The organism is Limnohabitans sp., assembly GCF_036804465.1.
Classification (GTDB): domain Bacteria; phylum Pseudomonadota; class Gammaproteobacteria; order Burkholderiales; family Burkholderiaceae_C; genus Limnohabitans.
Genome location: NZ_DAIRSK010000018.1, coordinates 30,632 through 51,975, shown reverse-complemented (window position 1 = coordinate 51,975; position 21,344 = coordinate 30,632). Strand labels below are relative to the sequence as shown.

24 protein-coding genes and 1 tRNA gene are annotated in these 21,344 nt (G+C 55.4%); 22 read left to right on the top strand and 3 right to left on the bottom strand.

Features of this window, described 5'->3' with window-relative positions; translation table 11 throughout:
- Positions 1-5 precede the first annotated feature (5 nt).
- The 5 genes from V7Q41_RS10745 (at position 6) to V7Q41_RS10725 (ending at position 6,087) form a co-directional block, all read left to right on the top strand.
- Complete coding sequence (locus tag V7Q41_RS10745; protein ID WP_333845839.1) at positions 6-566, top strand: DUF4390 domain-containing protein; 561 nt, start codon at positions 6-8, stop codon at positions 564-566.
- Positions 563-2,821, top strand: a complete 2,259-nt coding sequence (locus V7Q41_RS10740) for a sensor histidine kinase (protein WP_333845838.1) — start codon at positions 563-565, stop codon at positions 2,819-2,821. The genes V7Q41_RS10745 and V7Q41_RS10740 overlap by 4 nt, the downstream gene beginning before the upstream one ends.
- 42 nt (positions 2,822-2,863) lie before the next feature.
- The gene (locus V7Q41_RS10735) at positions 2,864-3,523 is read left to right on the top strand and encodes a response regulator (RefSeq protein WP_333845837.1); all 660 of its coding nucleotides are present in this window, start codon (positions 2,864-2,866) and stop codon (positions 3,521-3,523) included.
- A 159-nt stretch (positions 3,524-3,682) separates the two neighbouring features.
- Positions 3,683-5,827: a hypothetical protein gene (locus V7Q41_RS10730; protein WP_333845835.1), complete on the top strand. Its 2,145-nt coding sequence runs from the start codon at positions 3,683-3,685 to the stop codon at positions 5,825-5,827.
- 184 nt (positions 5,828-6,011) lie between these two features.
- Positions 6,012-6,087, top strand: a tRNA-Phe gene (locus V7Q41_RS10725).
- Positions 6,088-6,404: 317 nt separating this feature from the next.
- Here V7Q41_RS10725 and V7Q41_RS10720 read toward each other — a convergent pair.
- Positions 6,405-7,316 (bottom strand): hypothetical protein, encoded by a 912-nt coding sequence (locus V7Q41_RS10720; protein ID WP_333845850.1) that lies wholly within the window; start codon positions 7,314-7,316, stop codon positions 6,405-6,407.
- A gap of 29 nt (positions 7,317-7,345) precedes the next feature.
- Positions 7,346-8,590: a hypothetical protein gene (locus V7Q41_RS10715; RefSeq protein ID WP_333845834.1), complete on the bottom strand. Its 1,245-nt coding sequence runs from the start codon at positions 8,588-8,590 to the stop codon at positions 7,346-7,348.
- 216 nt (positions 8,591-8,806) lie between these two features.
- On the opposite strand from V7Q41_RS10715, the gene V7Q41_RS10710 reads away from it, so the two are divergent.
- The 7 genes from V7Q41_RS10710 (at position 8,807) to V7Q41_RS10680 (ending at position 13,123) form a co-directional block, all read left to right on the top strand.
- Positions 8,807-9,154, top strand: a complete 348-nt coding sequence (locus V7Q41_RS10710; protein WP_333845833.1) for a helix-turn-helix domain-containing protein — start codon at positions 8,807-8,809, stop codon at positions 9,152-9,154.
- Entirely contained in the window at positions 9,151-10,065 is a 915-nt protein-coding gene (locus V7Q41_RS10705) for an ImmA/IrrE family metallo-endopeptidase (RefSeq protein WP_233250182.1), read from the top strand. Before V7Q41_RS10710 ends, V7Q41_RS10705 begins: the two co-directional genes overlap by 4 nt.
- Complete coding sequence (locus V7Q41_RS10700) at positions 10,062-10,448, top strand: hypothetical protein (protein ID WP_215347895.1); 387 nt, start codon at positions 10,062-10,064, stop codon at positions 10,446-10,448. Before V7Q41_RS10705 ends, V7Q41_RS10700 begins: the two co-directional genes overlap by 4 nt.
- 101 nt (positions 10,449-10,549) lie before the next feature.
- Positions 10,550-10,759: a hypothetical protein gene (locus V7Q41_RS10695; protein ID WP_108418420.1), complete on the top strand. Its 210-nt coding sequence runs from the start codon at positions 10,550-10,552 to the stop codon at positions 10,757-10,759.
- A gap of 14 nt (positions 10,760-10,773) precedes the next feature.
- Positions 10,774-11,241, top strand: a complete 468-nt coding sequence (locus V7Q41_RS10690; RefSeq protein ID WP_293748146.1) for a DUF2924 domain-containing protein — start codon at positions 10,774-10,776, stop codon at positions 11,239-11,241.
- Entirely contained in the window at positions 11,238-12,656 is a 1,419-nt protein-coding gene (locus V7Q41_RS10685; protein ID WP_333845831.1) for a recombinase family protein, read from the top strand. The genes V7Q41_RS10690 and V7Q41_RS10685 overlap by 4 nt, the downstream gene beginning before the upstream one ends.
- Positions 12,653-13,123 carry a hypothetical protein gene (locus V7Q41_RS10680; protein WP_333845830.1) on the top strand — a complete coding sequence of 157 codons (471 nt, stop codon included), beginning with the start codon at positions 12,653-12,655 and terminating at the stop codon, positions 13,121-13,123. The genes V7Q41_RS10685 and V7Q41_RS10680 overlap by 4 nt, the downstream gene beginning before the upstream one ends.
- Before the next feature lie 146 nt (positions 13,124-13,269).
- Here V7Q41_RS10680 and V7Q41_RS10675 read toward each other — a convergent pair whose 3' ends face one another.
- On the bottom strand, positions 13,270-13,629 hold the full coding sequence (locus tag V7Q41_RS10675) for a hypothetical protein (protein ID WP_333845828.1): 360 nt from the start codon (positions 13,627-13,629) through the stop codon (positions 13,270-13,272).
- A 479-nt stretch (positions 13,630-14,108) separates the two neighbouring features.
- Between V7Q41_RS10675 and V7Q41_RS10670 the strand changes: the two genes are divergently transcribed.
- The 10 genes from V7Q41_RS10670 to V7Q41_RS10625 all read left to right on the top strand — a co-directional run bounded on the left by V7Q41_RS10670 (position 14,109) and on the right by V7Q41_RS10625 (position 21,343).
- Positions 14,109-14,372: a helix-turn-helix transcriptional regulator gene (locus tag V7Q41_RS10670; protein ID WP_215347883.1), complete on the top strand. Its 264-nt coding sequence runs from the start codon at positions 14,109-14,111 to the stop codon at positions 14,370-14,372.
- Positions 14,373-14,384: 12 nt separating this feature from the next.
- Entirely contained in the window at positions 14,385-14,864 is a 480-nt protein-coding gene (locus tag V7Q41_RS10665) for a hypothetical protein (RefSeq protein WP_333845827.1), read from the top strand.
- Between the two features lie 2 nt (positions 14,865-14,866).
- Entirely contained in the window at positions 14,867-15,616 is a 750-nt protein-coding gene (locus V7Q41_RS10660; RefSeq protein WP_333845826.1) for a BRO-N domain-containing protein, read from the top strand.
- Positions 15,616-16,434 (top strand): ATP-binding protein, encoded by an 819-nt coding sequence (locus V7Q41_RS10655; RefSeq protein ID WP_333845825.1) that lies wholly within the window; start codon positions 15,616-15,618, stop codon positions 16,432-16,434. The genes V7Q41_RS10660 and V7Q41_RS10655 overlap by 1 nt, the downstream gene beginning before the upstream one ends.
- A 3-nt stretch (positions 16,435-16,437) precedes the next feature.
- The gene (locus V7Q41_RS10650; RefSeq protein ID WP_215347875.1) at positions 16,438-17,046 is read left to right on the top strand and encodes a hypothetical protein; all 609 of its coding nucleotides are present in this window, start codon (positions 16,438-16,440) and stop codon (positions 17,044-17,046) included.
- A gap of 9 nt (positions 17,047-17,055) precedes the next feature.
- Positions 17,056-17,541 (top strand): DUF6511 domain-containing protein, encoded by a 486-nt coding sequence (locus V7Q41_RS10645; protein ID WP_333845824.1) that lies wholly within the window; start codon positions 17,056-17,058, stop codon positions 17,539-17,541.
- Positions 17,538-18,284, top strand: a complete 747-nt coding sequence (locus V7Q41_RS10640; RefSeq protein ID WP_333845823.1) for a PD-(D/E)XK nuclease family protein — start codon at positions 17,538-17,540, stop codon at positions 18,282-18,284. The genes V7Q41_RS10645 and V7Q41_RS10640 overlap by 4 nt, the downstream gene beginning before the upstream one ends.
- Positions 18,271-18,480 carry a helix-turn-helix domain-containing protein gene (locus tag V7Q41_RS10635; protein ID WP_215347869.1) on the top strand — a complete coding sequence of 70 codons (210 nt, stop codon included), beginning with the start codon at positions 18,271-18,273 and terminating at the stop codon, positions 18,478-18,480. Before V7Q41_RS10640 ends, V7Q41_RS10635 begins: the two co-directional genes overlap by 14 nt.
- The gene (locus V7Q41_RS10630) at positions 18,473-20,743 is read left to right on the top strand and encodes a phage/plasmid primase, P4 family (protein WP_333845822.1); all 2,271 of its coding nucleotides are present in this window, start codon (positions 18,473-18,475) and stop codon (positions 20,741-20,743) included. The genes V7Q41_RS10635 and V7Q41_RS10630 overlap by 8 nt, the downstream gene beginning before the upstream one ends.
- Positions 20,744-20,869: 126 nt before the next feature.
- Positions 20,870-21,343: a crossover junction endodeoxyribonuclease RuvC gene (locus V7Q41_RS10625; RefSeq protein WP_333845849.1), complete on the top strand. Its 474-nt coding sequence runs from the start codon at positions 20,870-20,872 to the stop codon at positions 21,341-21,343.
- Position 21,344 lies beyond the last annotated feature (1 nt).

Below are 21,344 nucleotides of genomic sequence, written 5' to 3'. Positions count from 1 at the left end.
TTTGTTTGTCCCTCAGCCTGATGCTGGCTGGGGTGGCGCAAGCCAACACGCCCGTGGAATTGCAAGAGCTCAAGATCGAGCGCCAAGAGGCTGCGCTCTACCTGTCTGGCAGCTGGCAGTTTGAGCTGCCCAGCGCCCTAGAAGATGCCTTGCTCAAGGGCATCACGTTGTACTTTGTGACCGAGGTGGAAATTAGCCAAGAGCGTTGGTATTTTTACAACCAGCGGGTGGCCTATGCCGAGCGTCATATGCGTTTGTTTTACCAACCGCTCACGCGACGCTGGCGGGTCAACAGCTCGCCGCAAGCCTTCAATGTGAGTGGCTTGGGTGTGAGTTTGGGGCAGAGCTACGACACGGCTGAGGACGCCTTGAATGCCGTGCGCCGAATCGCGCAATGGCGCATCGCCAACGCAGCAGACTACAACCCAGACGCCAAACAAACCATCAGCATCAATTTCAAGCTAGACCTCAAACAACTGCCGCGCCCCTTGCAAATCGGTGCAACAAGCCAGAGTGACTGGAATATTGGCTACAACAAAACACAGCGCTTGGAGCTCAAGCCATGATTGAGTTGGCTGAAAAGCGCACGCGCCTTTCCAGCTTTCAATTGCGGTGGTTGTTGGTCGTCAGCGCGGCTGTTGCGCTCGGGCTCGGCTTGGTGCTTTTGTTCTTGTTGACGCAAGCCACAGACAACCGCGAGTTGTATGCGCGCAACTACCGGCAACTGTTTGGCTTGAATGTGGTGGTGGCGACCTTGCTGATGGGGGTGATTGGGTGGCTGTCGATGCGATTGCTGCTGCGACTGCGGCAAGGCAAGTTTGGTAGCCGCTTGTTGCTCAAAATTGCCGCCACATTTGCCTTGGTGGGCTTTATGCCTGGGCTGCTGATTTACAGCGTGTCTTATCAGTTTGTCTCACGCTCCATCGAAAGCTGGTTTGATGTGAAGGTCGAAGGCGCCTTGGATGCAGGACTCAATTTGGGGCGCACCACGCTCGACACCTTGGCCAATGATTTGGGGCAAAAAACGCGTGCCGCCAGTGTGCAAATCAATGACTTACCCGATGCCTCGGTGGGCATTGCGATGGAGCGCATGAAGGACCAGTTGGGCGCTGACGATGTGATTTTGTGGAGCACCTCGGGCCAAGCGATATCCAGCGTGGGCGAGTCGCGCTACAAGATCACCCCAGACCGACCCACCCCCATGCAGATGCGATTGGTGAGAACACAAAGCGTGGTCACCGCCATCGATGGCTTGGACGAAGCAGAGCTGCAAGGGACAGCCAAAGCGCGTATCCGTGCACTTGTGCTGGTGGCACCCTCGGGTCTGGGGCTGTTGATTGAGCCGCGTATTCTTCAAGTGACCAAGGCTTTGCCTCCCACCTTGGTGAGCAACGCCTTGGCAGTGGAGGTGGCCTATCGCGAATACCAAGAGCGGGCGCTGGGTCGCGAGGGGCTGCGCAGCATGTACATCGGCACCTTGACGCTGAGTTTGTTTTTGGCCGTTTTTGGCGCCGTGCTGTTGGCCGTGTTGCTGGGCAACCAACTGGCGCGACCGTTGCTCATGCTGGCTGAAGGTGTGCGTGATGTGGCAGCTGGCGACCTGAGCCCCAAGCCCGCTCTGCAAGGCCGTGATGAGCTGGGTGGCCTCACACGTTCATTTGCAGTCATGACACAGCAGTTGGCCGACGCACGAACCGCGGTGGACCGCAGCATGTTGCAAGTGCACACCTCTCGTGCGAACCTGCAAACCATACTCGACAACCTCACCGCAGGCGTGATTGTGCTGACCGAAGATGGCCGCATCAAATCGTCTAACCCCGGGGCAACGCGCATCTTGCGGGTGCCATTGGCCGCCTGGGAAGGGCGCGCCTTGAGCGACATCGAAGGCTTGGTGGAGTTTGCCGAGCACGTGCGTCGCGAGTTTGATGGCTTCCTCGGCGAACGGAGCCAGCATGGTTTGGACCACTGGCAACAATCATTTGAGCTGCACGCCACGAACATCAGCCCCGCTGTGCAACTGAGCGATGACACCCAACAGCACATCACCTTGCTAGCGCGTGGTGCTGTGCTCCCTAACAATGGCCGCTTGCTGGTGTTTGACGACATCTCTGAAATTGTGTCTGCCCAGCGTGCGCAGGCTTGGGGCGAGGTGGCACGTCGACTGGCACATGAAATTAAAAATCCGCTCACCCCCATTCAGCTCTCGGCTGAGCGCCTAGAAATGAAGCTCACGGGCAAACTGCAAGATCCCGAGCAACTGATTTTGAACAAGTCAGTCAAAACCATCGTGGACCAAGTGGACGCCATGAAGCGCTTGGTCAATGAATTTCGCGATTACGCGCGCTTGCCCTTGGCAGACCTCAAACCGCTGGACCTCAATGCCTTGGTGCAAGACGTGATGCAACTCTATAGCGCAGAAAATGCCGCTGTGCCGGTGTATGCCCAGCTAGATGCTGCATGTCCATTGATCTTGGGAGATGCGCAGCAGCTGCGCCAAGTGGTGCACAACCTGCTGCAAAACGCACAAGACGCCACCGAAGGGCAGGCACACCCCACCGTGTCAATCGCCACACAATTGGGGGCCACATCGGGCCGCGTGCGACTGCTGGTGCGTGACAACGGACCAGGTTTTCCGCCCAACATTTTGAACCGCGCCTTCGAGCCCTACGTCACCACCAAGACGCGTGGCACAGGCCTTGGCTTGGCTGTGGTGAAGAAAATTGCCGACGAACACTCGGCACGTATTGATCTGAAAAATCGCGAATCAGAGGGGCGGGTGATAGGTGCGCAAGTGTCGCTATCATTCACAGTTGCGCAATAGCAACAAACCCAGCTTCTTTAATTCAGCGAGACACGGCAAGACATGGCGAACATTTTGGTGGTGGATGACGAATTGGGCATTCGGGACCTCTTGTTTGAGATCCTCAACGACGAAGGCCATGCGGTAGAAGTGGCAGAAAACGCAGCGCAAGCACGCTTGGCTCGCCAGGCGGCCCGCCCCGATTTGGTCTTGCTCGACATTTGGATGCCCGACACCGACGGCGTGACCCTGCTCAAAGAATGGGCCGGCGCTGGTTTGCTCAACATGCCCGTCATCATGATGAGCGGCCACGCCACCATTGACACTGCGGTCGAAGCCACCCGTATCGGCGCACAAGCCTTCTTAGAAAAACCCATCACCCTGCAAAAGCTGCTCAAGGCCGTCGAGCAAGCATTGGCGCGCAAGCCCGTGGCGGCTGCAGCCGTCAAAGGCGTGAGTGCTGTTGTCAGCAAAGACAGCGCCCTCGCCAGCACCGTCCCACAAACAGTGGTGTTGCCCACCAACCATCAGAGCTTTGATTTAGAGCAGCCCCTGCGTGAAGCGCGCGATGCCTTTGAGCGCGCCTATTTTGAATACCACCTCACCCAAGAAAACGGTTCGATGACGCGCGTGGCTGATAAAACGGGACTTGAACGCACCCATTTGTACCGCAAGCTCAAGCAGCTGGGGGTGGATTTGTCCAAGCCAAAGCGGGCTGCCTAGTGTCTAGTTGAGCGACAGATTTGTCTGTTGCCCTGTCGCTCAGTTGGGAGAGTATGGAAATGCACTGCGGTTAATGCTTGCTTGGACCACCTGCCAAAATTAACATAATTGATAAAGATATGCAATAATTAATCTAAATGACAAATATGGGGCCTCAATATGAAACGTACTCACAATGCAACTCTAGTCACTATCCTGGCTACCTCACTGTTAGTTGCTTGCGGTGGAGGCGGCGGGAGCGCGGTGAATCTGGAAACGCAGCCACTCACCGTGACAGGGATTGCAGCGACAGGTGCGCCCATGGCTAATGCCACGCTGCAGATTTATGGCAAAGATGGGGTGGCTGTTTTGGCAACCCCTGCCACCATCTCAAGTGACGGCAGCTACTCGGCCACGATACCTGCGACAGCCACGGGACCATTTGTCTTCGAGGTAGATAACGGAAGCGAAAAGGTATACAGCGTATTACCAAACAAAAGCAGCACACCAGTTGTTCACGTGACACAAATTAGCAATTTGATTGCTGCCAAACTTTCCCCTACTGGCAACCCATTCAACTTGGCATCAGAAATTGCTGCAGCATCAACAACTGTGACGTCCACAGCCGTGACATCTGCCACAACGTCAGTCATGACTGCGCTTCAACCCTTGGCCACTGCCCTCAGTCTGAATGGAACAATCAATCCAATCAATACAACTTTTACAGCGAACGGTACAGGCTTTGACCGCATGCTGGACTCTCTAGATGTCAAGATCGAACCCAAAGGGACAAAATCACAGATCGAGGTCACACTGAAACAAACAGTGAATGAGAACCAAGATTTGCCACTCATCTCATTTGCGCATGACGCCACGCCGGCAACACTACCAGCAGTAGATGTAACCAAACTTGCGAGCTCAGGTCTCACCCCCAAGATTCAACAGTTGCTTGACAAACTGAGCGCATGCTACGCAGATCCTTTGAGCACCCGAATCACATCAGGCGGTTCAGCCGCAGCAGATATACAAAGTCAAAACTGTAAAGATGCATTTATTGGTGGCAATCCTGGTGGTTATAAATCGGGCGGCATGGTGGTCTCCAAGACGCAGCACTTTGGAGGGATTTTCACGACTGACGCTGCTGCTGGTGTGAGCTTTTCAGACCCCAAATTTTTCTACTCGGTTGGAACCACAGTAGCCAACGGGCCTACAAGCGGTGACATCGTATTTGGCTATCGTTGGAAAGACGAATATGGCAATTTCAATATTGAGAAAAACGTTGGCCGAATTGACACCGATGGCAAACTGAAATTAATTGGCAACCAATATCAATACGACATTGGTGTTGGGCCATACTCTCAAAGACGAAACTATGTCAACCAAGCAGCCTCCACATTCAATAGTGTTGGCTACACATTTGGTCTTTCATGCTATCAATTAAATCAGTATCAAAGTGCTGCAAATAAAATTGTGAAAGTCAATGTGACCTCACCTGGCGGTCGCAAGATGACTTTTATTCCTAACCTCTCGAGCGGCAACTGTAACTACAGCTACTTTGTCATCGCATTTGGCAAAGACAAAACCGGAGCCGCAACTGTGGATGGCATGGGCGATCCTTCATATGCAACGGGAACTGGTTTTGTGAGGCTTCAAAGCTTCTATGAATCTGGGGATACAACCACCACAAACCATCCACGCAAACTAGACAAAAACATAGCCTTCATTGGTGGTTTCGACGGAACTGATCTGACCAATGACGAAATTGAGGCGATTCCGCAGTTTGGAACGTGGACTTTTGAATACTACAAAACGAAAACTGCTGGTTCAACGCCAGTAGCCACTCAGTACTTCAAAACAACAGCACGTTCGCTGACTGTTGATGGATTTAAGAAGTCTGTGAAGCTGCCAGCGATCACGGCCGACCTTAAAACAAATCTCATTGCCAACACCAGCTGCGCCAACAACTCTGTCTACTGTTATGTCAAACAGGCGACGGGCCCATTTGTCGCAACATGGACCAAACCTACTGACCCTGGTTTGTTGCCTGCGACCTATTTGGCGCGTGTCTACGGTATAAAGGATGTAACCATTAATTCGGCTTCTTGGGTAGGGTTTGAGGACTCGATTAAGTTCGGCTCGAGCAGAGCAACCGCCAGTATTCGTTGCGGGCAAGGCGACAGCGCCGTCCAGTCTTATTGCTCAGGCACTAGCCCTTCGACCGCTAATTTTGGAACCAATGTGTCAATCGATGCGTTGGATCTCGTGAGCCGCGCACCAGATGGAACAGACGTCTCTCACTTTCACACGTTGAAAAAACTTCAATAAATGAAAATACGAAACCGGTTGTGATGGCGCTCGCAAGCCCAAGCAACCGGTGTGTTTCTGTATGACAGGTGCTCTAAGGTGATCCCTAGCGCAGATACAGAAAGAAAGTTTTTCCACGGCGGGACTACTTTTAGGTCACATTCGAGTCGCCTCGCACACATAGCAGTGCTATACTTGCACTCCCGGCCCGGTAGCTCAGTTGGTAGAGCAGCGGATTGAAAATCCGCGTGTCACAGGTTCGATCCCCGTCCAGGCCACCAAAATCAAGCGCCCAACTGTTCTCAGTTGGGCGTTTTCGTTTTGGCGACCGCAAGATGGTGCGGGGTCCGGCGCGATTCTACGTGTGCCATGCCCCTCCAGCATCCGAGCCGGTAACGCCCCCCGAATCTCATACTCCGCTCTCTCTTCTCACAAAACTTCTGCGAACACTGACGAAGTAGCACACGCAGAACGCCTTATGTGGCAATGACTTATGCGTGTGTCGCATACGAAGGTTTTGCGTTCGACTTGCTGAGGCAAACCATGTGGTTTGTGTGTTGTCACACACAACGCGTTGAGAAAATGCCCGAAAAAGTAGTCACTCCGCAGCGCAAGGCAACGCGTAGAGACCTTGCCGCTGCTGAGTGACCACCAACTTTTTATAAGCCATCAACGGAAGGTCAGCTCCAGCTTTTCCCTTGTCACGTGACTTCACCTTGAACACATCGATCGGTTTGTCGCTTTGCAAACCGGCGCGCTCCATGATTCGCTCGGCTCGCATGGGCTCACCCTTGAACGACCAAAGCGAACCAAAAACGGAGGCCTGAGCCTCGGTGAGGTTGATGTGGCCAAGCTCTGGTAACAGCACCGAACGGAAGTCCTTAGCAAAGGGGCCGTAAACCGGTTTAGCGGGCTCACGTTGCGTTTCTGTGGGGCGTTGGCCCTGTGGGGCAATAAATGAGATTCCGCCGCCGTAAAAGGCAAACCGCTCCTGAAGTGGCAGCCAATCAATGTCAGCGGCAAATGGGTGTGCGGTCTGGTCGATAGGTTTGGGCGTGATCACTCGTAACCGAGAGGCGTTGACTCGCAGCGCATCGAGGGTCGCCGGTGCGTGCACCAGGCTGGACAAGTTGCGAGCCAGAATGACTGGCTCTTGTCGTGCATCGCCTAGTCGCCAGACGCCAGGACCGACTTGATCGATTCCATCGCGGCTGTTGATCTCCATTGCCATGCGCAATTTTTGCCGTAGCCAATCCTCGTTGAGCGTGACGGCTGCCATGTCCTGTGGCTCGAGCTGAATCGAACCGCATTCAGGGCATTGGCAAAGTCTGCCCCCCTTGCCATCAGCAACGACCTGCCCCCGATGCAAGTTGCAGTATGGGCAAAGTGCGTATTGCTGATTGACGGCGGCAGGCTTTATAGCGGAGCCTAGCAGTGAGCATGCCGCAAGCTCGTTCGGAGACAGCGCGTACCGAAATACGGGCGTTCCCTCAGCGAACAAGCGGCACACCAATGACCATGCGTGATGCGCAGTCACGCTCACTCCTGGAACGCCGGTTCGGACTGAAATGCGTCCTCACCGGGTTGCTGCTCGTTGGCACTGAGCGTTTGACCCGCATCAAGGATGCCAAGGGTCACGAGGTAGCCCTCCAGTTGAGCTTGCATCTTGGCGTCGAACTTGTGAAGGTTCAGCCGCCCTTTGCGGGTGATCTCGATGGTGATGACCTTGGATCGCATCTTGCCCGGCTGTGGGGGGTAGTACAGATTGATGTGCGCCGAATTGATCTGCCAGTTGCGCTTGAGCGGGTTCTCGCTGGGGAATGCTTCAGCGATCAATTCGGTCACGCACTGTTGGTCGCTTGATGCTGTTGCGGTGCATTCGATCTTGAGATCACCATGTGGGCTGAGCAGGGACAGTGTCTTGACCTGGACAGCCATGAAGCCGTCGGTCGTCAAGGCTTGAGGTACATCGAAACCCAGTCGTAGTGCAGACAGATCAAGGGTGGGCGGTTTGATGCGGTGGGCCTCCACCTTGACGCCCAGCAGGTGCTCTGAGAAGGCCTCGAGCAGCATGGTGTGGTACTTGACTCCGCCTTTGACCAGTGAGCGAGCGACACCGGTCTTGGCTGAATACTCCAGCACCATGTGAATGTTGGGATTGCCGACGCGGCGAGTCAGGTTCGAGCCTTCGAACTCGAGGCGCAACATCGCCAGGTCCTTCACATGAACAGTCAACAGGTAGACATCCGGGGAGCGCTCCAGGACATAAGCCACGCTGCCGTCACCGCACTGCAACTCCCGCTGGTAGAACGCCGAGATGGCCTGCCGCATTCCGAGCAAGGCTGCCTCAGACGTGTCGGGTTTGCGTTTCACCCCAAGTTCATTCTGCTGAGCCTGTGATCCATGGCGTTCGAAGAAGTCAACGTCACCGGCCAGGTCAAAGAGTGCTGGGTAATTCACATACAGCCAGAACGAACGATGGATATCGCTTTGGTTGGAAACGAGCCCCATAAGGGCGACGCCATCCTGCCTTGCAACCTGGAACATCGCTTGTTTACCAGCCGCATCCCCAAGTGCAACACTGGCCATCAATTTGGCAATGAGCGCGTCTCGAGCAATTTCGTCTGGCCATGTCCGGATCGCTTCAATCACGGTCCGGGTGACCTCTTGGCCATCCGACCAAGACAGATCGTCGGGCAACGGCAGACCGTTAGCTGCCAGGAAGTTTTGGAGAGTGTTGTCTACGGGCAGCTCCAGCAGCACATCGACAAAGGTTTTTTTCATTTTCTTGGTCCTTATGGAATGTCGGTGATCTGCGTGCAGGGGATGCTGGCGCTGGCCGACGGGTGGTAAACAAATACCCCGTCAAAGTAAAGTGGCGAGATACAGCGTAATTGTGTCCCGCTTATTTCCGATTGTCAAACTACGTAGAACATCTGGGTGAATGTGTATCTCAGTGCTATACTTTGAGGCTGACTTGATTAAGACAGGAGCTTTTCCATGGCATCGACCCTAGGAGCGCGTTTACGGCGTTTACGAGAGGCCAAAAAGCTGACGTTGCAGCAGGTAGCCGACGCCGTTGGCTGTACCAAGGCGTACATCTGGGAACTGGAAATGAAGGAGGGGCAACGCCCTTCTGCCGAGCGGATTCATCTGCTGGCCAAGGTTCTGGGGGTCACGATGGAGGACCTGATGAACGAATCAAATGAGCAGGTTCCCCAGGCATCCGTTGAAGACGTGGCCTTCTTTCGCCAGTACGCTGGCATGACGGAAGAAGAAAAGCAGCGCTATCAACAAGCCCTCAAACTGATGTTCCCAACTGCGGGGCAAGAGGAAACCATGAGTTGAGTGACAGCGCTCAACTGACACCGAGCAAGGCAGCCAACACCATCCTGCGATGGATTCGCGTGGCCAGTGGGGAGACGGCTGCGTACACAGACCTCGACATGGTTCGAGAGGGGTTGCCTGGCACTCCCTACGGAGAAGGCGTCAAGATCATAAAGCCCCCCATGGCGTCTCCAGTGAGAAGCTCAGAGGGAATGCTGGTGTGCAACCCGAACGATCCAACCGAATGGGGCATCTTCGTTAATGAGGATGCCAGCCCTGAACGTCGTCGCTTCACGATCGCACACGAGCTGGGTCACTTTGTCCTCCACAGAGCCAAGCGGCGCACATTCAACTGCGACAAAGCAGCAGTGCATCTGAGCTTGGAAAGTGCAGGCGTCATCGAGCGCGAGGCGGATGATTTCGCAAGCAACCTTCTGATGCCAGGGGATGTACTGCGTGAGCGGATTACAAGTCAGGACGTTGACCTGCACCTTCTGAGTGGACTTGCGAAGTCATTCGGCGTCTCGTTTGAAGCGTTGTGCATTCGCTTCATCAAGTACACAGAAAAGCGAGCCATCTTGCTGCACTGGGACAACGGGTTTCTCAAATACGAATGGCGCAGCAGAAGTGCTGTACTCAGCAACACACGCATTCGTAGACTGAGCGACCCAGTGGAGCCGTTGCGAGACACCGTAGCTGCCGATCCAACCATCGCCCAGGAGTGGACTGGTATTGATATGTCTGCTTCCGTCTGGTGCGTTGGGGAGCAGCCGTACATGAAGCTTCAAGAGTTCAAGCACAGCTACGGCGTGCGTGACCGTGTTCTGACATTGCTGATACTTGAAGATGCCGAGCCCCGCCGATGGGATAACTCTTGGAACGATCAACGCTCATTCGATAGCTATGACAAGTTCATGGGGAACGATCAATGACGACCACTTTGTTCACGTCTAAATCGGGTCAGCAGTACGACATTGATGTCACAGATGGATCGGAAATACTTGTGACAAAAGATGGGAAGAAGTGTGGGTCCATCCTGTTGAGCTACCGAGAGTGTGATGGCGATGATTACTACCACATCACCAATTTAGGGTTAGAGGGGTGCAAGGGGCAAGGCGTGGGGCGTCAATGCTTGAAGATGCACAAGGAAACGTTTGGTTCGCCATTGACCGCTGGCTCTAGCCACAATGGAAAGCAGGACGATGGAAGTCATCTCACGGGTGATGGGCCAGGCTTCATCAAGAAGATGCGCGAAGAAGGAATCGTCTGTCGCGAGCGAAATTACGACGAACCTCGCGATTACGAATTCGAATAACTAGCGGACTTTGCGCGTCCTCCACTCATCTCCACGAAAGTAGTTACTTGGAGGGGGGATGACCCATAGCATGACAAGCGTTTTCTACTGGAACGCTAATCATGCAAAACAACAAACACATCTCAAATTTCGGGGCTGGCCCAGCCCCCAGACACCCGCAGCAAGAAGTCGTTGATCTAATCGCCGTGGCGCTGCTACGGCTGCGCGAAGCCGAGGCCTCGGCGCGGAATCCTTCACCTATTCGCAACAGTAGGGAGGTTTCACTTGGCTTCGCTGGCCAGAAGAGCGTGAATGCAAACACCGATCACTAACAAGGAGTTTGCATATGACGACACACGCACAACCATCAAAAACCATCTCGGTCGCAGCACAGGTCGGGCAGCTGGCACACCTGTCGATGCGCGAAATCTGGGCTCTATGGGATGAGCACTTTGACGAGAGACCGCAGCACCATCACCGGACTTGGCTTGAGTCCCGACTGGCATACAAGATTCAAGAAAAAGCATTCGGATCTCTCAAGCCAACGACGCGAAGAAAGCTGGAGGAAATCGGCGAAACAGGGCTACTGCCCAAGCGCATGCAAGGTGATGCAGATCGCTTGCTGCCTGGCACGATGCTCACCCGCTTTTATGACGACCAGGAGCATAAAGTCGTTGTGCGTGGCGTGCGCGATTTTGAATATCGGGGGCAGCGCTTTAAAAGCCTGTCGGCGATTGCACGCCTGATCGCGGGGTGCCCTTGGTCGGGACCTGCCTTCTTCGGATTGAAGTCCAACAAGAAGGAGGCTGCATGAGAAACGCACGAACAACAAACGCCGCTACCCCATCATTCATCCCAAAAAAGCGATGCGCCATCTACACGCGCAAGTCGACTGAAGAGGGGCTGGATCAGGAGTACAACAGCCTTGAGGCTCAGCGTGATGCGGGCCTATCGTTTGTGAACAGCCAACGTCATGAAGGCTGGCTGGCGCTGGATGACACATATGACGACGGAGGATTTTCCGGCGGCAACATTGATCGACCAGGGCTCAAGCGTTTGATGCAGGACATTGAAGCCAAGCGCATCGACGTTGTGGTGGTTTACAAGATCGACCGCCTCACGCGTAGCCTTCCAGACTTTGCCAAACTGGTGGAGGTGTTCGACCGCAACAACGTCTCGTTTGTATCAGTCACGCAGCAGTTCAACACGACAACATCGATGGGGCGACTCACGCTCAACATTCTGCTGTCCTTCGCTCAGTTTGAGCGTGAGGTCACGGGTGAGCGCATCAGGGACAAGATTGCCGCCAGCAAAGCCAAGGGCATGTGGATGGGCGGAACGCCTCCACTCGGGTATGACGTCGTTGATCGAAAACTGGTCATCAACGAACGTGAGGCTACGCTGGTGCGAGACATTTTCAGCCGGTACGCAGAGCACGGTTCGGCAGCGCGATTGGTTCGTGAACTGGATATCGAAGGTCACACCACTAAGTCATGGGTGACCCAGTCGGGTCAGCACCGAGAGGGGAGACCCATCGATCAGCAGTATCTGTTTTCCCTTCTGCGCAATCGCATCTACCTTGGGGAAATCAGTCACAAGGGCGAGTTCTATCCCGCGCAGCACGAGCCCATTGTGTCGTCGGAACTATGGGATCGAGTGCATGCATTTGTGAACCGACGCAAGCAAGGGCCGAGAGAGCGCAAGGAGGACTACCCAGCGCTTTTGGGTGGGTTGCTGTTTGCGCCAGACGGGCAACGCATGATCCATCACTACACCAAGAAAAAAAATGGTCGGATGTATCGGTACTACGTGCCGTACTTGGAAAGGCGGCGCTCAGCTGGTGCAACGCAAGACGGGAAAACCAAGAGCCTGGGGGCTTTGCCTGCGGCAGAAATTGAAGGTGTAGTGCTCAACGAGATCGAGCTGGCGCTCATGGAGCCAGAGCCATTGATTGGTGTCTGGCGCGCATGCTTGCGCCACAGCGCAGGAGCAGATCTACAAGAAGAGCAGGTGGTGGTCTCCATGCGACGCATCGCGGATGTGTGGAAACAACTCTTCCCGGCTGAGCAGCAACGCGTTGCACAACTGCTCATTGAGCGCGTGAACTTCAGGGATGGCAGCCTGGACATCCATTGGCGTGAGGATGGCTGGATTGGTCTGGATCCTGAAATCGTGGCCCACCCCTATGTGGAGGAAGCCAAGGAATATGCGAAGGAGGAGATGGCATGACAACAGAGGCTTATCAAGGCAACCCTAGGTTGCGCAGCGTGCGAATCGATGTCGACGGCAAGAGTTGTCAGTTCATGACCGACAGTCAAAGAGTGACGATGATCCCTCTCAAAATCAGGCGCAAGCAAAACAGAAAGCTGCTTACGTCGCCATCGGGAACGATGTCAAACGTCATGTCTGGCGGCGTGGATATCCCGATGATCAAGACCTTGGGTAAGGCGTTCTACTGGCAGCGCCTGCTCGAGGATGGTAAATATGCGACGGCAAGGGATCTGGCGCGAGCCTTCGATTTGGAGCCTGGGTGGGTGGCTGAGGTCCTTCGCATGACCAGTCTGGCTCCAGACATTGTTGAGGCCATTATGGAAGGCGTGCAGCCCAGGCATCTGAATCTTCAGACGATCCGTGGTCGACATGAGCCTCTACCTCGGGAGTGGGATGAGCAGAAAAAGATGCTTGCCTTTGTGTGATTTGGTTCAGCTTGATTTGACGACAAGCGGCCAAGAACGGTTCGTGACAGGTAGTTGAAACCGGATGCTCAACGCTCGCGGTAAGGGGCATGCTGAAGACAGAACGGGGGAAAACTGTCACGCTTGATGGATGGGTTGGGCATGCCCTAATTTTTATTCTTTCTTGCACTACAAAGCGTCGTTGAGAGCCCACGGTTCAGTTTTCTTTCCGTGCCTGCCTTTATGTAGCAAGCAACAGTCTTTTCTGAATTTACTGAACCAGCACAAAGTTCAACGGCGATGCCGCGAATAATGCCTTCATCAACTTTTGATACAAGGCCGTAGCACTTTGCGGGCTCAGGCGTCCAAGCACCTGAGCAAAGCTCGGTTGCCGACCCGATATTGATCTTGGGGTCTAGCTCGGCAACGTCGTTCAAACAATCGGTTGGATCATAGGCGAAGGCGACAGTGCTGTGCCCTATGGCAAGGACAAGAAAAATAATGCTTAGAGCTTTGGTCGTATGCATTCGTGTTCCCCTATTAGGACGCCAAACGTAATTTTTAACAAGTGAAATGAATGATGCAATATTACTAAACTCAGCTATGCGACCCGCCGCCCTTGCTGCGTTGCCCGCCACACGGTTTCTGAATTAGGTCCGTTAGCGAGTTAATTCAGCCCACTTTAGATTTACGCACAGGATTGGGACACGCCATGGCACAGCGCATAGAAAGACGACGGCTTTGTGGCTGTGCGATGACCGACAGAACTCGGTCGGACGGAGACATACCTGACAGTGTCCGTCAAAGAACATCCGGACAACAGTAAATAACTGCCTGAACATCAGGCAACTTCACCAGCGGCGAGTCAAGTGCTCGCCGTTTTCATTTTTGGCGGGGCATTGGCGAACCAGAAGTTTCCGCATGGTTCGCCAATTGGTCCCTCGTATGTTCGCCACCCGAAATCTCCAATGACACCTGTTCCTCAACAACGTCAAAGGAGTATTTCATGCCAGCAACGGCAACCGCACTCACCCGATCGACCCAAGAGGCGATCAACACCCTGTCACCCGGAGATCGCCGGGTGCTCAACGAAAACGAACTGGCCCAGCGCTGGGGCATCAGCCCCAAAACGCTTCAACGCTGGCGCTGTGAAGGTCGTGGCCCCAAGTACCTGAAATTGTCTAAACGCGTGAGCTACCCGCTCGAAGGCGTATTCGATTTCGAACACAACGCTCTGCACGTTTCGACGTCTGAGCGGGCCATGGCGTGAAGGGAGGATGACATGAACGATTTGTCTATTTTCCCCGCCGACATCGCCGAGATGTCCGTCACACAACTTGCCAATTTGTCTGCGCAGCAATTGGTTGAAGTCGACACCAACTTGGATCAGGCGATCGCTTGGCTCAAGGCAGCTCGCGCAAAGCTCGATGGTGCTCTCGACCAGCGGTTTGGTGCACAGGGCCGCGACAGCCTGCATGCCTCTGGCCGTGACTTTGGCACTTCTCACGTAAAGACCGAAGGGCTACACGTCAAGTTTGATCTGCCCAAGAAAGTCTCGTGGGATCAAAAGAAGCTCAAGACCATCGCCGAGCGAATCGTCGCTTCTGGTGAGGCTGTCGAGAGCTACCTCGACATCAAGTTGTCTGTGCCCGAGTCCCGCTACACGAACTGGCCACCTGCATTGCAGCAGCAGTTTGCCGACGCCCGCACCGTCGAGGCAGGCAAACCCTCTTTCCACATTTCCCCTGACTCGGAGGTCTGATCATGAATCAGCAACTTGCCCCATTTGATTTTGAAGGTCGACAAGTGCGCATCGTGACTGATGCACAAGGCGAGCCATGGTTTGTGGCCGCTGATGTGCTGTCAACGATCAGCCTTGATCGCAAGGCGCTCGAGCGACTCGATGACGACGAAAAGGGTGTGAACTCAATTCACACCCCTGGCGGAGTCCAAGAGATGACAACGGTCAATGAGCCCGGTCTCTACGCTCTGGTGCTAGGCAGCCGAAAAGCAGAGGCCAAACGCTTTAAGCGTTGGGTCACTCACGAAGTCCTGCCTACCATCCGAAAGACTGGCTCCTACGCTGTGCCCGCAATCGCTGCATTGCCCGCACCTACGCAAGACCGTGTCACATCGTTGCTCTTGATTGGTGAAGCTGTTGCCAAAGTTCCTGGTGTGAAAGCAGGCATTGCCATGGCTGCAACCCTCACGTGCATCCATGAAAACACCGGACTGGCCATTGAGACATTGCGCCGTGCGCTGCCTGCAGCCAACGAGCCGATCTGCTCCTTGAATGCCACTCAACTTGGCAAGCTGGTTGGCTTGTCAGCAAAGACCACCAATCTGCGCCTGGCCAACTTGGGTCTGCAAGTGCGCAATGAGCGCGATGAGTGGGAGTTGACCGAGATTGGTGAGGCCTGGGCGGAAGCCATGCCGTATTCGCGCAATGGACACAGCGGGTACCAGATTCTCTGGAATCCGAGCGTTGCCCAAGAAATGCGGGAGGTGGCGTGATGGCACTTCCGATCATTACCGCTGATCAACGCATGCGCGAGAAAAAGGGCGTCAAGCTGGTTCTTCTTGGCAAGAGCGGCATTGGAAAAACCACGCAGCTCAAAACCCTGCCAGAGGACAAGACGCTGTTCGTCGATCTTGAGGCTGGTGACCTGGCCGTCAAAGACTGGCGAGGGGACTGCGTTCGCCCAACCACCTGGCCGGAGTTCCGTGACCTTGTCGTGTTCTTGGCAGGACCGAACCCTGCATTGCCTCCGGAAGCTCCCTACTCGCAGGCGCACTACGCGCATGTGTGTGAGCAATACGGTGATCCGAGCCAGTTGACCAAGTACGACTGCTATTTCGTCGACAGCATCACTGTGCTGGCACGCCTGGCACTGATCTGGGCCAAGACTCAGCCGCAGGCGATGTCTGATCGAACAGGCAAACCCGATACCCGTGGTGCCTATGGCCTTTTGGGTAGCGAGATGCTCGGTGCGCTGATGCATCTGCAACACGCTCGCGGCAAGCATGTCGTGTTCGTGGCCATCCTGGACGAGCGCCTCGATGACTTCAACCGCAAGGTGTTCGTCCCGCAAATCGAAGGCTCAAAGACGGCTGCCGAGTTGCCCGGCATCGTCGATGAAGTTGTGACGTTGGCCGAGATCAAGGCCGAAGACGGTGCGCCCTATCGCGCCTTCGTGACGCACACGCTCAACCCCTATGGCTTTCCAGCCAAAGACCGTTCGGGCCAGCTCGAAATGCTCGAACCCCCAAACCTGCTCGCGCTCATTGAGAAGTGCGCAGCAGCAACCCAACCTCAAAACAACAAGGAGTAAACCATGTCCGCTTGGAACGATTTCAACGATGCCGAACAACAACAATCATTTGACCTGATCCCCAAGGGCACGGTGGCTCCGGTGCGAATGACGATCAAGCCGGGTGGCCATGACGATGCCAGTCAAGGCTGGACGGGTGGCTATGCAACCCAGAGCTTTGAGACGGGGAGCATCTTCCTTGCCTGCGAGTTCGTGATTCTGGACGGTGAATACGCTCGTCGCAAGATGTGGTCGAACGTCGGCTTGCACAGCTCTAAGGGACCTGCCTGGGGAAACATGGGGCGCACATTCATTCGTGCCGTCCTGAACTCTGCTCGCAATATCCAGCCGCAGGACAACTCTCCCCAAGCATCCGCCGCACGTCGCATCCAAGGCTTCAACGAGCTCGATGGCATTGAGTTCGTGGCTCGCATCGATGTTGAGAAAGACGGACGCGGTGAACTTCGCAACGTAGTGAAGATTGCCGTGGAGCCTGACCAGCCGGAATACCCGCGTGCGTCAGCACCTGCAGCTCAGCGTCCTGCTGCGACCTATCAAGCACCTCCTGCCAGCAGTGCTTCTGCACAGGCCGGGCGCGCACCTGTCTCGGGCAAACCGAGCTGGGCTCAGTAAGGAGGGTTAATGAAATGCTGGGTCTGCAACAGACAGGCCCGGGGTTTCGGCCACACCGACAACCGTCACGGTGTGGGCCATCCCCGGCGCTACCCAATCGACTGGGTTTTTTGCTCGAAAAAATGTCAGGACGTCTTCCATGCGATGTACGGGAACTGGCAGCGCGCACTCGATGGGCGAGTCGATATGAAGGAGGTTCCCATGATTGATCCTTCTGATATCGAGCTGGCCTCCATGAAGAAGTGCCTTAGAGCATTCGGTGAGTCCGCAGGCGAAATTGGCTTTGACAAACCACTTGGGGAATATTCCGAAGAGCAAGCCCTGTGCGTTATCGATGCCATCGTGACGTGCTGGACCGATGCCATGCTGGCACATCACGAACAGACGAAGTTTCCGCCAGTGCGTGGAATGAGGCCAACGCCTGATCCTCTGGCACACCCATTCGCCGACATGGAGGATGACTTGCCTTGGGTGATGGAAGGAGAGAAGAAATGATGGACTTCAATTCTTCTTCCAGCATCTCGGGTCAGGTCAGTGCGCTCATCGATGCCGCGCTGCAAAAGCGCCAGGCCGAACAACGTCCGAGAAGTTATCTCGGTGCATCGCGCTTAGGCGTCTCTTGCGAGCGAGCCTTGCAGTACGAGTTTGCGAAGGCTCCAGTAGATCCTGGTCGTGAGCATCCTGGTCGGTTGCTTCGCATCTTTGAGCGTGGCCATCTCTCAGAGGAAAGCATGATCCAGTGGATGCGGCAAGCAGGCTTTGATCTGTGCACGACCAAACCCAATGGTGAGCAATTCGGATTTGCGGCACTCGATGGCCGCCTGGCTGGCCACATTGACGGTGTGATCGTTGGTGGTCCTGATGGCTTTAAGTATCCCGCCTTGTGGGAGAACAAATGTCTTGGCTCCAAGTCCTGGCGTGACCTCGAGAAAAACAAGCTGGCGATCTCAAAGCCGATCTATCACGCACAGGTGGTGCTGTACCAGGCCTATCTGGAGCTGCATGAGAACCCTGCGGTTTTCACGGCAGTCAATGCCGACAGCATGGAGATCTATACCGAGTTGGTGCCCTTTGATGCGGCATTGGCGCAGCGCATGTCTGACCGTGCGCTCAAGGTGATCTCTGCGACCGACGCAGGCGAATTGCTCGCTCGCGCTTACCAAGACCCCACTCATTTTGAATGCCGGATGTGCTCATGGCAGGACCGGTGCTGGAGACAAATCAATGACGGACGTTAATCAAATTCTCAGCGAAAAGCTGGTCGATGCACATGAGGCGGCCTACTGCTTGAAGATGCCTTTGTACCTTTTCACACACCCCAAAGAGCGTGAGCGTCTGGGTCTGCCGCATTACCGCGTCGGAAAGATGGTTCGCTTCAAGGTGAGTGAACTGATGGAGTGGATGCAGGTGGGGGGAGAGAAGTCGGATGCTTGATTTCAATGACAACGACTCGCCTACGCACAAAGACACGGATGCCACCAGAGAGCAGTTGCGTGCATCGCTGATTGATCGACTGGAATCGGTTCTGACGGGATTGTTCCCTGCTGGCAAGAAGCGACGAGGCAAGTTCCTGATCGGGGACGTCTTGGGCAGTCCTGGTGACAGCCTCGAGGTTGTCCTTGACGGGGAAAAGGCAGGGCTCTGGACAGATCGAGCCACTGGTGATGGCGGCGACATCTTCGATCTGATCGCCGCCTACCTCGGCGCAGACGTTCAGTCCGACTTTCCACGGGTGCTGGGCTATGCCGCTGAAATGGTCGGCCAAGCTGCACCCACCCCAACCCGCAAGGCAAAGAAGGAAGCTCCGGTCGATGAGCTGGGACCAGCTACGGCCAAGTGGGACTACTTTGATCCCACTGGTCACCTGATCGCTGTCGTCTACCGCTATGACCCACCCGGAGGCAAGAAGGAGTTCCGTCCCTGGGATGCAAAGCGACGCAAGATGGCTCCGCCTGATCCTCGTCCGCTTTACAACCAGCCGGGGATGCTTGCTGCTGAGCGAGTGATCTTGGTCGAAGGCGAAAAGTGTGCGCAGGCATTGATTGCCGTAGGCATCACGGCCACAACGGCGATGCATGGAGCCAACGCACCGGTGGACAAGACTGACTGGTCACCTCTGGCGGGCAAGGTCGTCCTGGTCTGGCCTGATCGGGATAAGCCGGGCTGGGAGTACGCGATGGCAGCGGCGCAGGCGGTATTGGACGCTGGCGCTCTCTCATGCGATGTGCTCTTGCCGCCAGATGACAAGGCCGATGGCTGGGATGCAGCCGATGCGTTGACCGAGGGCTTTGACGTTGTCACGTTCATTGCGTCTGGCCCGCGCATGTGCGTGAAGTCGACCAAGGCCATGACAACGCAGGATGCCACGGTGTGGGCGACCGACGATGCGCTGACGCTGGCGTTCACATCTCGATACGCGGAAGAGTGGCGCTATTGCGCAGCCTGGGGGAAATGGCTGGTGTGGACCGGTTGCCGTTGGCAACCCGATGAGACCTTGATGTCACATCACCTCATTCGCGCTATTTGTCGTGAGGCTGCGCTCAAGGTGGACTCGCATCGCCTTGCCGCCAAGTTGCTGGCCAGCAGCACGGTAGGTGGTGTCGATCGCATGGCCAGGTCAGATCGCCGCCATGCCTCCACTACCGAGGAGTGGGACGCTGACCTCTTCTTGCTCAACACCCCCGGCGGCGTGGTCAATCTCAAGGTGGGCGTGACTCGCCCGCACGACCGAGCCGACCGTATGACCAAGATTGCCACGGCCACTCCAAGAGGTGATTGCCCACAGTGGAAGGCGTTCTTGAACGATGTCACGGGCGGTGACCCTCTCCTGCAGGAGTACTTACAACGCATGGCGGGCTACTGCCTGACCGGGGCGACCAGCGCCCACGCATTGTTCTTCCTGTACGGGACCGGCGCGAACGGCAAGTCGGTGTTCGTGAACACCTTGGCCAGCATCTTGGGCGACTACGCCACGAGCGCACCCATGGACACGTTCATGGATGCACGGGGAGACCGTCACCCAACCGACCTGGCTGGTCTGCGCGGCGCACGTTTCGTGGCATCAGTGGAAACCGAGCAAGGCAGGCGTTGGAACGAGTCCAAGGTCAAGGCCATCACGGGTGGTGACAAGGTGTCGGCGCGCTTTATGCGTCAAGACTTCTTTGAGTACATCCCGCAGTTCAAGTTGCTCATTGCGGGCAACCACAAGCCCTCGATTCGCAATGTGGACGAGGCCATGAAGCGGCGTCTGCACCTTATCCCCTTCACGGTGACGATCCCGCCTGAGAGGCGTGACGGCAAGCTGACCGAGAAACTGTACGCGGAGCGTGACGGTATTTTGGCCTGGGCGGTCGAAGGATGCCTGGCCTGGCAACGCGATGGCCTGCGTCCACCCGAGTGCGTGGTCTCTGCAACCGAAGAGTATTTCGAAGCGGAAGACGCTTTGGGTCAATGGATTGAAGAGCGCTGCATCTTGAGCAAGACCCATCGCGAAGGCGTCTCAGATCTGTTTACCGATTGGCGTGAATGGGCTGAGCGTGCTGGCGAGTACGTGGGCTCGATAAAACGGTTCTCCGAGTTGATGTCGACCCGCAAGTTCGAGAAGTGCCGACTGCATGGCGGTGCGCGCGCAATCGCGGGCATCAGTCTACGACCTAAGCCTCATATCGGTGGCGGCTACCCGTACCGAGACGATTGAACAAACCCATGGTGACGGATTTGACAGTCTTACTGATTAACCCCTCACGCGTGCGCGTACACACACGATAGAGAGTTAACCGTGAAACGTGTCAAACCCGTCACCCAGCAAAAAACTGGAGACGAAATGAACATGACGATTCTTGCCCTGGACCTGGGCACAACGACTGGCTGGGCATTGATGCATGCAGACGGTCAGATCACAAGCGGCAGCCAATCCTTCAAGCCTCAACGCTTTGAGGGAGGCGGTATGCGGTTCCTGAAATTCAAACGCTGGCTCACAGACGTCAAGCAATGCACCTCAGGCATTGACCTGGTTGTGTTTGAGGAAGTGCGTAGACATGCGGGGGTAGATGCCGCACATGCCTACGGTGGCTTTATGGGTCAACTGACTGCCTGGTGTGAGCATCATCAAATTCCCTACGAAGGCGTGCCAGTCGGAACGATCAAGAAGCACGCAACCGGCAAGGGAAACGCTGGCAAGGAGGACATGATCGCGAGCGCACAAGCACGTGGCCACAATCCTGCAGACGACAACGAAGCGGATGCGATTGCACTGGTCTACCTGACCCACGATCGCCAGATGCCACAGGAGGTTTGAG